Origin of the sequence: Staphylococcus sp. LKG3-1 (genome assembly GCF_048568385.1) — a bacterium.
Taxonomy (GTDB): Bacteria; Bacillota; Bacilli; order Staphylococcales; family Staphylococcaceae; genus Staphylococcus; species Staphylococcus saprophyticus.
Genome location: NZ_CP183796.1, coordinates 1,719,428 through 1,734,225, shown reverse-complemented (window position 1 = coordinate 1,734,225; position 14,798 = coordinate 1,719,428). Strand labels below are relative to the sequence as shown.

Below are 14,798 nucleotides of genomic sequence, written 5' to 3'. Positions count from 1 at the left end.
TGATTCAGAGGGTGTTACGTTGGTTATTGATAATACATTGTAGAAGTTAGTGCTACGATTGATGTTCCTGGATTAAAGTAACTATGAGGCAAATCACTATTAAATCGAAAAGCTTGATGATGATTGATTGTATATTGTTTACCATCGACTTCGATTTCTAATACACCGTCATTAACAATAATATACTCTTCGGAACCAGGGTGGTGAGGGTCGGAATGCATTTTGCCACCAGGTTGGATTTCCATTTTAAACATTTCGAATTTCTTGTTCTCATCATAAGGAAAGTATGGATATATTGAAACTTCCTTATCAATGAGAGGGATGATATCACTTTCGTCGATAAAATCGATTGTATCATTGGATGTAGAAGTTAATTGCGACAATGAAATATGAAGGCCATTTGCTATTTTCCATAATGTGGTAATCGTTGGATTAGATTGTCCCTTTTCAATTTGACTTAACATATTTTTGCTGACGCCTGTTGCATTAGCTACTTTATCTAAACTTAATTGATGCTTTTTTCGATAATCGGCAATATTTTTTGCTACGATGCTTTGAATATTATACAAATATATCTCTCCTATTTACATTATAACGTACATATCGTACCATATAATGTGTTGTTTTCAAAATAGACCTGATAAGGTGGTAAATGATAGATTATGGAAAATTATAGAAAAATAAAACCATTCAATTGGTTGTTATTTATAGGAATATTACTTGTCGGTGCGAATTTAAGAGCACCTATTACTTCTATTGGGGTCGCATTGCCTGATATTAAAACGGATTTAGCAATGTCGAATAGTGCTGTTAGTGTTATTACGGTAGTACCATTATTAGCTTTTGCAGTCATTTCATTATTTGCAGCACGAACAAGTAATCAATTTGGTTTAGAAAAAACGATTTTTCTAGCCTTATGTTTAATTTTTATAGGTATTATTGTAAGATCAATGACAGAAATTTCCTGGTTATATATTGGGACAGTGCTGATTGGTATAGGTATTGGATTTGGTAATGTCCTAGCACCCGCAGTCATTAAGGCGAAGTTCCCATTACATATCGGTATCATGACGGGATATTATACTGTTGTAATGAATGTATTTGGTGGTTTATCATCATACGGTACTGCGCCATTGCTAAAGTCGTTTCATTATAATGTAGCAATAAGCTTAATCGGTATCGTAACATTAGTGACGATAATTATTTGGTCATTTCAATTAAAAGGTAAACAAGAAATGGCTACAGCGTTACCTCGTAAAAGTGTGAATGTGTGGAAATCTCCAATTTCTTGGCAAATCACGATATTAATGGGCGGGCAATCGCTTATATTTTATTCTCTCATCAACTGGATGCCAGCATACTTGTCGCAGAGTGGTATGTCTATTAGTGAAGCGGGCGTATATTTATCTGTGTTACAGATTTCAATTATTCCATTTACTTTTATCACACCAATATTTGCAACTAAGATGAAATCGCAATTTACATTAACTTTCGTGACAGGATTGTTGTTTATTGCGGGTGTAATCATTATGTTATGCGTACCTCAACTGGCCATTATCTCTACAATATTGATAGGTGTTGCTGGGGGAATCGCTTTTGGACTTGTTAATACGTTCTTTAGTTTACGTACAGAACATAGTCAAACGGCAGCAAAATTATCTGGTATGGCACAGTCTATTGGTTATTTATTTGCCGCTATGGGTCCGTTATTATTTGGTGTTCTACATGATATGACGGGTACTTGGATTGCATCTTTAAGTATATTACTATTTACAGCAGTTATCATTACTTTGTTTGGTTCACAAGCAGGACGTAATCGAACAATCGAACAATCACTTCAAAAGTGAAGTGTTTAACTTGATTTTATAGAATTTAGATTAAAGCTTAAATGGTAAATATACCTATAATGGCATATAATGGGTATGAATCAATGTGAAATAAATCAGATTACATTGGAGCCAATTATACTAAAATTAATATATGTATAAGTAATATAAAATTTTAGAACTAAAACATTATAGTTGAAAATATTTTTAGATATTAGGGAAAGAATGATGAGGTGAAGTTATGCAATTAATATTTGATCCAAGTGTAAGTGCCATATATCGGGGTGTGTTAGCATTCTTCTTTGTTATCAATGTGATATTAGCCTTTGTTATAGTCTTTTTAGACAGGGATAGAAGAGATGCTACTGCAACATGGGCATGGTTATTTTTACTTTTTGTTATGCCTGTTTTAGGATTTTTCATTTATATATTTTTCGGAAGAGGTATTCGTAAGAAACGTGAACGTGGCTTTGCGCACAATCAGATAGAAGATGGGATGAAACGAGTTCAAGCCCAACTACAAGATTCGACAAATAAAATCAGTGATTCTGATAATCCTATTGTGAGAAAACACCGTGATATTGCAACAACACTTTTAACAAAAGAACCTTCTTTTTTAAGTAATGATAATAATATTGATATTTATACAGATGGTCATGATTTATTCAGTCAAATGAAAGAAGATCTGCGCAATGCGAAAACGTATATTCATATGGAATATTATGTATTGAATTTAGATGGTTTAGGTACTGAAATCATTAATATCTTAGAACAAAAAGCAGAAGAGGGACTTGAAGTGAAGTTACTTTATGATGCTGTAGGGTCTAAATCTGTACATAAGTCGAAATTTAAAAAATTCCGAGAAAATGGCGGACAAGTGGAGGCATTTTTCCAAGCTAAAATACCATTAATCAACTTTAGAGTGAATAATCGAAACCATCGTAAAATTGTCGTCATTGATGGGATGACAGGTTATGTTGGTGGCTTTAACGTTGGCGATGAATATTTGGGTCTAAATGATAAGTTTGGTTATTGGAGAGATACACACCTGAGAGTGAGAGGTGACGGCGTTGATGCCTTACAATTAAGTTTTATACATGATTGGAACTCCCAGGCTAAGCGTGAGCAGTTAGAATATAATATGAAGTATTTTCCAGATAATGCGCACCAAGGTGGTAATGTGTCAATGCAACTCGCACTGAGTGCACCAAGTGATAATTGGCATCAAATTGAATTTGGATATATGAAAATGATTATGAATGCCAAATCCTCCATATACATGCATAGTCCATATTTTATACCAGATAAAGGTTATATTAATGCGTTGCGAATCGCCGCTAAATCAGGGGTTGATGTTCGTTTAATTATCCCTAATAAGCCAGACCATATTTTTGTATACTGGGCGACCATTACAAGCGTTGCGCAATTAATTAGAGATGGTGTGAAGGTATATACTTATGAAAATGGATTTATTCATTCTAAGATGATGATTATCGATGATGAAGTGGCAAGTGTCGGTTCATCTAATATGGATATCCGTAGTTTCGAATTGAATTTTGAAGTAAATGCCTTTATGTATGACGAACAAATTACGAAACAACTTAAAGCAGCATTTTTAGAAGATTTAAAAGTATCAAAAGAATTAACAGAAGAACGTTATAATCAACGTTCAAACTGGATTAAATTTAAACAATCCATCGCCAAATTAGCCTCACAAATATTATAAAAGTCAAAATGAGCATTTAATTTAATATTAATTTTGTTGGAATCAGTAGTTATCATCGTATAACTACTGATTTTTTATATGATATAATTATTAGAATAATTGAAAAACATTTTAATAATATAAATAATGATTTGATAAACAAAACAATTGAGGTGTGCTATGCAACGTGATAGTAACTTATACATTTATAGACAACTATATACACAATTAAAAGAAGATATCTTAGCATTTAAATATAATAGCCATGAAAAATTACCGTCTAAGCGAGTGATGTCCAAACATAAAGATATTAGCATAAATAGTGTGAAAGCAGCGTATGAACAGTTGCTAGCAGAAGGTTATATTTACACTCAAGAACGTAAGGGCTATTATATCGAACCCATAGATAAACTGATTATCGAAAACGATAAGCAACCGTCATTAGAAACATATCATGAGCATACAGCAACAGAATTTGAATATTCATTCTCACACATGAGCACTGATATATCAGAATTTCCAGTAGATACATGGACTAAAATGATGAAACAAGTTTTTCAAAATTATGATCACTATCTATCATCTATTCCTGAAGTAAAGGGTCCTATGGAACTTAGACAATCGATTGCGAAACTAATTTCCTATCAACGCGGTATCCATTGCTATCCTGAGCAAATTGTCATAGGATCAGGCACCAATGCATTATTAACCAAATTAATTGAGCTCATGACTAAAAATATAACCATTGCAGTTGAAGATCCTGGCTATTCTCGTTTCAGAACATTGCTAGAACAAACGCGTATACATATGGAGCCAATCGCATTGGATCGTAAAGGGATTTCGTTAGAGGGCATTAAAGATATTCAACCTAATGCAGTGATTGTGACGCCATCGCATCAATTTCCAATTGGGACAATTATGCCCGTTTCAAGACGTATAGATTTATTAAATTGGGCTAGTAAAACACATAGCTATATTATTGAAGATGATTATGATAGTGAATTTAAATATGAAACAGATAATATCCCGTCTTTATTTAGTTTTGACAAAAATGAGAGTGTTATTTACTTAGGGACATTTTCAAAAACACTGATGCCTAGTATAAGAATGAGTTATATGATTTTACCAACAAAATTAGTTAGACAATTTGAACTACAAAATCAAAACACAATTCCAGATTATTCCATGCTAAACGCTTTAACGTTAAATTTGATGATAAAAGAAGGGCATTATGAAAAGTATATAAAGAAAATGCATCAGTTATACGGTAAAAAAAGAGAGAACCTTATAGCATATTTGAGTATGGCTTTCGGCGAACATATCCAAATCAAAGATACACAAGCAGGATTGCATTTTATTATTGAAGTGAATTCTCCGTATTCATATGAAGAAATTGAAACACGTGCGAAAGAACAAAAATTGGAACTTTATACTATTAATAGATTTAAAGTGAAAGCGCTTCAAAAAAATAATGACCCTAAAATATTGATTATTGGATTTTCAAAAATAGAACAAAATCACATACCAGAGGCAGTTCAACGTTTAAAAAGTGTACTTATTGAATAAACTGGTACCATTAAAAACTAATAACTGGTACTTTACAGAAGACCAATAATATTTTAAATTTCTAGACAATCAATGAAAATGTTTAAAACTAGGAGGTTTCATTATGTCGGAGAAATATGAATATTATAAAACGCAACGTGAAAAATATGTAGCTCGTGGAGTAGGAAACGGAAATTTACATGTAGCGGAAGAGGCACAAAGTGCAACCGTTAAAGACGTCGAAGGTAATGTGTTCATTGATTTTGCTGGTGCCATTGGTACTTTGAATGTCGGACATTCCCACCCAGAAATTACGAAACACTTGAAAGCACAATTGGATAAATTTATACATCCCGGTTTTAATGTCATTATGTATGAAAGTTATTTAAATTTAGCGCAAAAATTAACGGAAATTACACCTGGTCATTTTGACAAAAAATCAATTTTGCTTAACTCAGGTGCAGAAGCTGTAGAAAATGCCGTTAAAATTGCAAGAAAATATACGGGAAGACAAGCCGTAGTCTCATTTGTAAGAGGATTCCATGGTAGAACGAATCTAACCATGTCTATGACGAGTAAGGTGAAACCATATAAATTAGGTTTTGGACCATTCGCTCCGGAAGTTTATCAAGCACCATACCCTAATATTTCTGAAAAATCTGAAGACTTATCAGATGAACTTTACACACAACATATAATCAATAAGTTACATGATTTCTTTATCGAAACGGTGGATCCGAGTGAAGTAGCATGTATCGTCATGGAACCTGTTCAAGGAGAAGGCGGTTTTATCATACCTGATATCCAGTTTGTAAAAGCCGTTAAACAAATTTGTGAAGATAATGGCATTGTCTTTGTAGCAGATGAAATTCAAAGTGGCTTTGCTAGAACAGGTAAAACATTTGCGATAGAACACTTTGATGTTGAACCAGATTTAATTACGGTTTCTAAATCATTGGCTGCTGGATTCCCTTTAAGTGGTGTCGTTGGTAGAAAAGAAATCGTTGATAGCGCATCACCAGGAGAATTGGGCGGTACGTATGCTGGAAATCCATTAGCATGTGAAGCTGCACTTAAAGTGATTGAAATCATAGAAAATGAAGATTTAAATGGAAAAGCGGAACAACTCGGTCATCAACTAGAAACATATTTAATAGCATTGAGTCAAGATTATGAGCAAGTTAAAGCTATTCGTCGTTTAGGGGCTATGGTTGCATTTGAAGTCGTTGATCCAGAAACTGGTGAACCTGACAAAGCGTTAACAGCTAAGATTATTAAAACTGCAAACGAAAAAGGCTTATTATTATTATCGGCTGGTATTAAAGGCAATGTGATTCGTTTCTTACCACCATTAGTTATTACAGATCAAGAATTAAACAAAGGTCTAAATATATTAACAGAAGTATTTGAAAAGGCCATTGAAAAGCAAACGAATTAATGAATAAGAAGCATTTATATTTTATAAGCGAAAAGGGTATGGATAAATGAAAGGGATTTTATAATTATATTTAAAAAGGGGTCGTTACCATGACAAAGTTAGAAGTAATTAATCCAGCTACTAATGAAGTTTTAGAGCGTTTAGATTATGCTACGCATGAACAAATTAATCATCAAATTAAACAAGCACATCAAGCATTTCAAAACTGGAAGAAGGTCGATGCGCACGAACGTTCAGCGAAATTAGCGCAATGGGCTCAATTAATTGATGATCATCAAGACGAACTTGCACGTCTGATTACATTAGAAGGAGGTAAGCCACTGGCAGAGGCAAAAGGTGAAGTAGCTTATGCGAACTCATACGTCAAATGGTATGCCGAAGAAGCAAAACGTGTATATGGTCGTACGATACCAGCTAATTCACCTTCGAAAAAAATTGTTATAGATAAATTTCCAGTAGGTGTCGTAGGCGCGATTACACCGTGGAACTTCCCAGCAGCAATGATTACGCGTAAGATGGCACCAGCATTGGCAGCAGGATGTACAATCATTTGTAAACCAGCAGTTAAAACGCCACTGACAACGATTAAACTTGTGGAACTTGCACATCAAGCGGGTTTTCCAAAAGATGCTATCTCCTACATTATTGCTTCAGGTAAAGACGCAGGGGACATTTTCACAAATCATAGTTTGATTAGTAAAGTGACATTCACTGGATCGACTGCTGTTGGTAAATCATTAATTGAATCATCTGCGCAACAAGTTAAAAATGTGACGATGGAGCTAGGTGGCTTAGCACCGCTTATCGTTCATAATGATGCAGACATTGAAGCGGCAGTAGACGGTACGATTGCTTCGAAGTTTAGAAATGCAGGACAAACTTGTATATGTGCAAACAGAATCTATGTTCACGAAGATATCGCCGAGGCATATAACGAAAAATTAATAGAAAAAGTGCATGCATTATCTGTAGGTGATGGCTTGAAAGAAGAGGTTAAAATTGGACCACTCATTGACAATCAAGCTGTAGAAAAAGTGTTAACACACATCAAAGATGCGCAAGAAAAAGGTGGGCAACTATCACGTAGTATTGAAGATATTCAAGCATTGGGCGGTAATTTCTTAAAACCGGTAGTCATTACGAATGCAAATTTAGATATGAAAGCAATGCATGAAGAAACGTTTGGACCAGTTGCGCCAGTGATGACATATAGTGATTTAGATGAAGTGATTAACATAGCAAATGACACAGAATTTGGCTTAGCTTCATATTTCTTCACGAATGATTATCGAACTGGATTAAAACTCTTTAATGAACTGGAATATGGTGTGATTGGTTGGAACGATGGTGGACCATCTGCTGCACATGCACCATTTGGTGGTTTGAAAGAAAGTGGTTATGGTAGAGAAGGTGGCGTAGAAGGCATAGAACCTTATTTAGAAACGAAGTATCTTTCTATACAAGAATAAAAATGCATTAGGATAAACCAAATCTTAAAGAAAATATAAAATCAGTCAATTAAAGATTGGGAAAGCGATTGGTTAATCACATATGATAGGGCGCCGTTTATTAAAGTGAAATAAATACAACGCTACGCTGCGCGCTTCTCAACTTTAATTGACGTTATTGAAAATGTTATGGGGTATGTTCAATGAAATCACAAAAATCACAATTTAATAAATCAATGAATATAGTTGATGTTTTATTTCTAGCTATTGGTGCCATGCTTGGATGGGGATGGGTAGTCTTGTCAGGAGAATGGGTATCAGCAGCTGGATTTATCGGAAGTATTGTCGCTTTTTTAATTGGTGGATTATTAGTTATTGTTATAGGCCTTACATACGCAGAGCTTGCATCAGCTATTCCGGAAACTGGCGGAGGATTTGTATTTGTTAAAAAGGCTTTTTCTCCTGGTATTGCATTCATTTCTGGTTGGTCCGTACTTTTTGGATATGTATCCGTAATTACATTTGAAGCGGTTGCTTTGCCCACAGTCATCGATTACGTCATTCCTTTTAAACATCATGGTTTTATGTGGAATATCGCTGGTTGGGATGTCTATTTAACATGGGTATTAATTGGTTCAATTGGTAGTATTGTATTAACATCACTGAATTATTTCGGCGTAAAACCAGCAGCCATCATGCAGACTGTGTTCACTATCTTTATTGTAGCAGTGGGCTTGTTGCTTGTATTTGGTGCTGGATTCAATGGCAACTTTAGTAATTTAAAACCTTTCGAGAATGGTGTTGGCGGAACCATGTCCGTATTGATGATGATTCCATTTTTATTTGTAGGATTTGATGTCATTCCACAAATTGCTGAAGAGGTGAAAGCACCTTCTAAAAAGATTGGTGGCATTTTAATATTATCAATCATTGCTTCTGTTATATTTTATTTATTGATTGTATTTGGGGTAGCCACAGGACTTTCACTTTCAGCACTGAACACGAGTAGTTTAGCAACGGCGGATGCAATGGTTAATCTGTTCGGTCATAGTGGATTTGGTGTGTTACTTGTACTCGGTGGTGTCGCCGGAATTATCACCAGTTGGAATGCATTTATTATTGGTGGAAGTAGAATATTGTATGCAATGGCTAAAAATAAAATGATTCCACAATGGTTTGCCTATATCCACCCGAAATTTAAAACGCCTACGCACGGTATTTTATTTCTAGGTGTACTCGCTTTTGTAGCACCGCTGTTAGGAAGACCAGCACTTTCGTGGATTGTTAATGCAGGCGGTATTGGTGTTGTTCTAGGTTATTTACTGGTTGCAATTTCATTTCTTAAGTTACGCAAAACGCATCCTAATTTAGAACGTCCTTACCGTATTAAAAACGGACAAATTGTTGGTATCATTGCGGTTATTTTGAGCATATTGTTTATCGTGATTTATTTACCGGGTATGCCGTCATCGTTAGCTTGGCCATCAGAGTGGTTAATTGTATTAGTTTGGTATTTGATTGCAGGTGTACTTTATTTAACTCAAAAAAGAAAGACAACAGAAGATGCCTATGTATCAATACAAGGAGACAAGCAATCAGATTATCAGTAACACTTTATATAAAACAGCCGTGTCAGTTTAATTTAACTGGCACGGCTGTTTTTAATGAAAATAGTTATGTTATTGAACTAGTTAGCGACATGGATAAGTTGATCGCCTGGCATAATCCACTGTTTTTTAAAGAAATACTTATATAAAGCAAAGCTAATGACTGCAGGCAATATAATATGGAAGATTATAATTAATAGCCAGGTTTGAAGTGAACCACCCATGGTATTAATCGTCATAATTTGGCCAATTAAACCACTTGTACCCATACCTGCACCAGCGGCATTATTTGTCATAGGAAATAGAGTTGTCATAACTGGAGCAACAACTGCACTTGCTATTGTTGGAGGTACTAAGATCATGGGATGTTTAATGATATTTGGGACTTGTAGCATACTTGTACCAATACCAATAGATAAAATACCACTCCAACCATTATCCTTATAGCCATTTACAGCAAAGCCTACCATTTGCGCCGCACAGCCTATCGTTGCTGCACCAGCAGCTAAACCACTTAAATCAAGCATGAGTGCAAGTGCTGCACTTGAAATTGGCGCAGTAAGTGCTAAACCAAAGATGACAGATACTAAAATTCCCATTATCAACGGTTGTTGTTCAGTTGCGACAATGATAACTTTACCTAACCCAGTCATAAACTCATTTAACGCAGGTCCAAAAAGTTTTGCGATAGCGCCCCCGATAACAATCGTAAGTAAGGGCGTAACAATGATATCGATTTTAGTCTTGCTTGCATAAAATCTACTTAATTCTACGACGATGAGTGTAGCAATATAGGCACCAACTGCACCGCCTCCAAACGTCGTATAACCTAGTGTGCCAACGATAACACACGAAAAAATAACTAGAGGTTTAGCGCCTAATCCATAAGCAATTGCTACCCCAATAGCAGCACCGGTAACTGACATTGCGACCTTACCAATTTCTGATAAAAACGATAAATCTATTTGTGGAATGAGTGTTTGATTGCCAATAGTTTCTAAGATAAGTCCAATAATTAAAGAGCCAAACAAACCCAAAGCCATAAAACTTAATGCTTCAATAACCCACCTATGCAAATGATTTTTCATTAAGTAATCTCCTTGTTTTTTAATTAAATTATTTCATAAATTAATATTAGTATATAGATAGTTAGTGAAGTTGGCTAGACTATATTGGGATTTTTTTCACAATCATAAAATAAAAACTGCCAGTGCGTATCGAAACGCACTGACAGTGTTGTAATTGTATTTAAATGTATTAGGATAGATTAATTTTTGTTTACAGAAGCATCATAGATAGATTCAACTGTTTCGCCTAAAATTTTGTCGAATTCTTCATCAGATTGGTTCACATTTAAATCATTGATTAATGCACGAGAGAAGCTAGCGATTAAATCTTTATTTTGTTTAAGTACTTCATTTGCATGTTCTCTGCTATAGCCACCAGATAACGCAACGACACGTACAACGTTTGGATGGTTGATTAATGATTGATATTGATTTGCTTTTGTAGGGATAGTTACTTTAAGCATTACAAGTTGATCATCGTTGAGTTTGTTTAGTTCTTCTAAAATTGAATCAGTTAAGTATGCTTCAATCTCTTCTTTGTTTTCAGCATTAATGTTAACTTCAGGTTCAATAATTGGAACTAAACCAGCTGCAATAATTTGTTTAGCTATATCAAACTGTTGTTTAACAACTAAATCAATACCGTCTTTATTTAGTTCTAAGATATTAGAACGCATTTTAGTACCGAAAATTTTATGTTTATTTGCACGATTTAGTAAGTCATCTAGCTCAGGCATAGGTTTCATTAATTGAACGCCATCTTTTTGTTCATCTAAACCTTTATCTATTTTTAAGAAAGGTACAACACCTTTATCAGCTAGATAGTCCGCTGTATGTTTGCCTTCTACTTCGCGGTCCATTGTTTGTTCGAACAGAATCGCACCTACAATTTTATCTGAACTAAATGATGGTGATGACACGATACGTGTACGCATGTCATGAACGAGTTTGAACATTTCGTCTTCACTGTCATATTGATCTTCTGTAACGCCGTAGTCACGTAACGCTTTAGGTGTACTACCACCACTTTGGTCTAATGCAGCAATGAAGCCTTTTCCATTTTTTACTTTGTCAAATTGTTCTTGATTCATTCTTACCACTCCTTTTACTATATTCTCTTATAGTATGATAAAAATTAAAAAATAACGCAAGCTGTAGGCTCTTTTTACGATAAAATATATTGGAAATTGTGTCTTTAATAAAAAATTTTTTCTGTAGCTAATATGATTTAGTAACTGAAATTAAAAATATGGGCGTTGGGTTATAAAATTCATCTTGTTCTGAGTACATACGTAAATAAATTTCAGTGTCTAAATGGATATGATCAAATCCTAATGATTTTAAGATATCCATATCTGTTTGAGGTCTGGGTTGGTGATTAATGGGTATATTTTGTTTGATTGCCTCACTTTCAGCCAGCATATCTTTGCCGAGTGTGTGGTGTGCATGTTCAGTATTCAGGGATTTATAGTCAGTGAATGAATCGTTACCATAATTGGCATCAATATTAATCAGTTTACCGTTAGGTTTTAATACACGTAACCATTCTTGATAAGCTGCCTTTGTATTAGGAAGTAGCCACGTTACATTGCGAGAAATAACCATATCAAAAGTTTCATCATTGAATTGTAGTGATTCAGCATCCATTACTTGAAAGTGAATATCTTGATGATGACTTTCGGCATTCTGTTTTGCTGATTGGATCATTTCAGGAGAAAGATCTATCCCTGTGACATCGCTACCTAGTTTTCCACATAAAATAGCTAAAAAACCCGCGCCAGTACCAATATCTAAGATTTTCATACCAGGTTGTATCGGGTTTATGTTATTAATTTCTTCTATCCATTTTTGAGCATGCGTACTTTCTAATTCTGCTAGCTTATTTTTACTAAAGGATTCAGCACGTTTATCCCAATAATTAATGATCTTTGATTTTTCCATTTAAATTCACTCCGCTTATTACAATTATTTTGCTGTTTACACTATTATAGAATATTTAAGTATAAAAGTTTGTGATGACTATTTAAAAACACACAAAAAACGACATACATTTAATTATGTATCGAACAACATTTATGCGATATTTTATAAAAAAACAGTCTTTTTCTCTGAAAATACAAAAAAATAAAAACAAATATTTATACGTAAATAATGAATAAAGATACATATTATAAAGTTTGTAAGATTCATTAATTTCATTAAGTTTAAACTTAACACTGTGATTATAGCGATTTATAATCCGAAATTAATTCTCTGTTTTATATAAATATTCATATAATTAATTTCAGAATATTGAATGCAATTTGCATTATTATTTAAAGTTCGTTAGGCTCATATTTGTGAATTAATATATATTTTTGCTAATGTTTATCTATTTTTAGCGACTTTTACATAGTTATAAAAATAAATACAGGGGTGTTCAATAATGAAGAAAAATAAAGTTATGGATTGGACGACCTTTATAGGATCATCGGTTATTTTACTGATTGCAGTAATTCCTATGATGGTCTTTCCTAAAGCAAGTCAAGAAGTGATTACTAAAATGAACGATGCCGTTTCTAGTACATTAGGTTCAGTTTATTTGCTTATCGGACTCGCTATTTTAATATTTGTTTTATACATAGCCTTTGGTAAGTACGGTAATGTAACTTTAGGTAAAGCGACAGATAAGCCCGAGTTTAATAATTTTAGTTGGGCTGCCATGCTGTTTTGTGCCGGTATTGCGTCTGATATTCTATATTGGGGTATTATCGAGTGGGCATTCTATTATCAAAATCCGCCACATGGTGGTAAAGGTATGACAGATAGTGCGCTTAATTATGCAACGATGTATGGTATGTTCCATTGGGGACCAATTGCATGGGCGACCTTTGTACTACCAGCGCTGTGTATTGGTTACTTATTATTCGTGAAGAAGAAACCTATTTATAAAGTAAGCCAAACGTTACGTCCAATATTAAAAGGGCAAACAGATGGTCTTGTAGGTAAGATTGTCGATATTATATTCATTTTTGGATTATTAGGTGGTGCAGCTACATCATTAGCACTTGGTGTACCAATGATTACAGCAGGGATAGAGCGCTTGACTGGTATCGATGGTGATAACATGTTAATGCGTGGTGCGATACTGTTTTTAGTAACTGCTATCTTTGCTTATAGTTCATATTCTGGATTGAAAAAAGGTATAAAAGTATTAAGTGATTGGAACGTTATTTTGTCATTTGTATTACTTGGATTTGTGTTAATTGTTGGACCAACGGTATTTATTATGGAAACGACAATTACAAGTATGGGTAATATGATTAAGAACTTTTTCGAAATGGCTACTTGGCTAGAACCATTTGGCGGTATTGGTGGCCGTAAAGAAACGAACTTCCCACAACAGTGGACAATATTCTATTGGTCATGGTGGATTGTTTATGCACCATTTATTGGATTGTTTATCGCACGTATTTCCAAAGGTCGTACGTTAAAAGAAGTAGTTTTAGGTACAATTATCTATGGTACATTAGGATGTATGTTGTTCTTCGGTATTTTTGGTAACTATGCTGTGTTTTTACAAATTAGTGGACAATTTGATGTGATCCAAAATCTGAATACACATGGTACGGAAGCTACAATCATAGAGGTATTGCATCAATTACCGTTCCATAATATTATCATTGTATTATTTATGCTTTCGGCATTGCTGTTCTTAGCGACAACATTTGATTCTGGATCATATATCTTAGCAGCAGCATCTCAGAAAAAAGTAATTGGTGAACCATTAAAAGTAAACCGTCTTTATTGGGCGTTTGCGTTATGTTTATTACCATTTGCGCTTATGTTAGTCGGTGGCGAGAGAGCGTTAGAAGTACTGAAAACAGCAGCCTTATTGGCGAGTGTGCCAGTACTTGTAGTCTTTGTTATGATGATGGTCGCATTTATGCGGACACTTAATGAGGACCGACTTAAACTAGAAAGTCGGGCAGACAAGTATAGAGAGGTCGAGCGACGTTCATTGCGTATCACACAAGTTAGAGAACAAAAAGAAGATGATAATTTGTAATTTTAAATAAAAGCTGAGACAAGTACGATGTCTCAGCCTTTTTATGCTTTAACTTAAGGTTGAATTGTCATGCTTATTTGTTAAATAAAAAAGCGACCGTTTGAAATTTAAATT

Annotated in this window: 11 protein-coding genes; 7 read left to right on the top strand and 4 right to left on the bottom strand. The window is 34.4% G+C overall.

Going from position 1 to position 14,798, the window contains the following annotated elements:
- Nucleotides 1–23 precede the first annotated feature (23 nt).
- Nucleotides 24–569, bottom strand: a complete 546-nt coding sequence (locus ACM595_RS08635) for a helix-turn-helix domain-containing protein (RefSeq protein ID WP_002482135.1) — start codon at nucleotides 567–569, stop codon at nucleotides 24–26.
- A gap of 93 nt (nucleotides 570–662) precedes the next feature.
- Here ACM595_RS08635 and ACM595_RS08630 point away from each other — a divergent pair, with 93 nt between their 5' ends.
- The 6 genes from ACM595_RS08630 (at nucleotide 663) to ACM595_RS08605 (ending at nucleotide 9,572) form a co-directional block, all read left to right on the top strand.
- On the top strand, nucleotides 663–1,847 hold the full coding sequence (locus tag ACM595_RS08630) for a CynX/NimT family MFS transporter (RefSeq protein WP_041079903.1): 1,185 nt from the start codon (nucleotides 663–665) through the stop codon (nucleotides 1,845–1,847).
- A 220-nt stretch (nucleotides 1,848–2,067) separates the two neighbouring features.
- Entirely contained in the window at nucleotides 2,068–3,552 is a 1,485-nt protein-coding gene (gene cls, locus ACM595_RS08625) for a cardiolipin synthase (protein WP_419744266.1), read from the top strand.
- Nucleotides 3,553–3,711: 159 nt separating this feature from the next.
- Nucleotides 3,712–5,097, top strand: a complete 1,386-nt coding sequence (locus ACM595_RS08620; RefSeq protein ID WP_002482138.1) for a PLP-dependent aminotransferase family protein — start codon at nucleotides 3,712–3,714, stop codon at nucleotides 5,095–5,097.
- Nucleotides 5,098–5,200: 103 nt separating this feature from the next.
- Nucleotides 5,201–6,514 (top strand): 4-aminobutyrate--2-oxoglutarate transaminase, encoded by a 1,314-nt coding sequence (gene gabT, locus ACM595_RS08615; RefSeq protein ID WP_115340438.1) that lies wholly within the window; start codon nucleotides 5,201–5,203, stop codon nucleotides 6,512–6,514.
- Between the two features lie 89 nt (nucleotides 6,515–6,603).
- Nucleotides 6,604–7,983 carry an NAD-dependent succinate-semialdehyde dehydrogenase gene (locus ACM595_RS08610; RefSeq protein ID WP_002482140.1) on the top strand — a complete coding sequence of 460 codons (1,380 nt, stop codon included), beginning with the start codon at nucleotides 6,604–6,606 and terminating at the stop codon, nucleotides 7,981–7,983.
- Between the two features lie 182 nt (nucleotides 7,984–8,165).
- Complete coding sequence (locus tag ACM595_RS08605) at nucleotides 8,166–9,572, top strand: APC family permease (RefSeq protein WP_115340440.1); 1,407 nt, start codon at nucleotides 8,166–8,168, stop codon at nucleotides 9,570–9,572.
- A 77-nt stretch (nucleotides 9,573–9,649) separates the two neighbouring features.
- On the opposite strand, the gene ACM595_RS08600 is transcribed toward ACM595_RS08605, so the two are convergent.
- The 3 genes from ACM595_RS08600 to ACM595_RS08590 all read right to left on the bottom strand — a co-directional run bounded on the left by ACM595_RS08600 (nucleotide 9,650) and on the right by ACM595_RS08590 (nucleotide 12,577).
- Nucleotides 9,650–10,657, bottom strand: coding sequence for a PTS transporter subunit IIC (locus ACM595_RS08600; protein WP_041079906.1), 1,008 nt, complete (start codon nucleotides 10,655–10,657; stop codon nucleotides 9,650–9,652).
- A gap of 179 nt (nucleotides 10,658–10,836) precedes the next feature.
- Complete coding sequence (locus tag ACM595_RS08595) at nucleotides 10,837–11,727, bottom strand: fructose bisphosphate aldolase (protein ID WP_069822088.1); 891 nt, start codon at nucleotides 11,725–11,727, stop codon at nucleotides 10,837–10,839.
- 127 nt (nucleotides 11,728–11,854) lie between these two features.
- The gene (locus ACM595_RS08590) at nucleotides 11,855–12,577 is read right to left on the bottom strand and encodes a class I SAM-dependent methyltransferase (RefSeq protein ID WP_041079908.1); all 723 of its coding nucleotides are present in this window, start codon (nucleotides 12,575–12,577) and stop codon (nucleotides 11,855–11,857) included.
- A 484-nt stretch (nucleotides 12,578–13,061) separates the two neighbouring features.
- Between ACM595_RS08590 and ACM595_RS08585 the strand changes: the two genes are divergently transcribed.
- Entirely contained in the window at nucleotides 13,062–14,684 is a 1,623-nt protein-coding gene (locus tag ACM595_RS08585; protein WP_206236986.1) for a BCCT family transporter, read from the top strand.
- The last annotated feature ends 114 nt before the right edge of the window (nucleotides 14,685–14,798 follow it).

Coding starts and splice junctions, on each gene's coding strand:
- ACM595_RS08600 (WP_041079906.1), bottom strand. CDS start 10,657: ATGAAAAATCATTTGCATAGGTGGGTTATTGAAGCATTAAGTTTTATG.
- cls (WP_419744266.1), top strand. CDS start 2,068: ATGCAATTAATATTTGATCCAAGTGTAAGTGCCATATATCGGGGTGTG.
- ACM595_RS08620 (WP_002482138.1), top strand. CDS start 3,712: ATGCAACGTGATAGTAACTTATACATTTATAGACAACTATATACACAA.
- ACM595_RS08590 (WP_041079908.1), bottom strand. CDS start 12,577: ATGGAAAAATCAAAGATCATTAATTATTGGGATAAACGTGCTGAATCC.
- ACM595_RS08610 (WP_002482140.1), top strand. CDS start 6,604: ATGACAAAGTTAGAAGTAATTAATCCAGCTACTAATGAAGTTTTAGAG.
- ACM595_RS08605 (WP_115340440.1), top strand. CDS start 8,166: ATGAAATCACAAAAATCACAATTTAATAAATCAATGAATATAGTTGAT.
- ACM595_RS08630 (WP_041079903.1), top strand. CDS start 663: ATGGAAAATTATAGAAAAATAAAACCATTCAATTGGTTGTTATTTATA.
- ACM595_RS08595 (WP_069822088.1), bottom strand. CDS start 11,727: ATGAATCAAGAACAATTTGACAAAGTAAAAAATGGAAAAGGCTTCATT.
- ACM595_RS08585 (WP_206236986.1), top strand. CDS start 13,062: ATGAAGAAAAATAAAGTTATGGATTGGACGACCTTTATAGGATCATCG.
- gabT (WP_115340438.1), top strand. CDS start 5,201: ATGTCGGAGAAATATGAATATTATAAAACGCAACGTGAAAAATATGTA.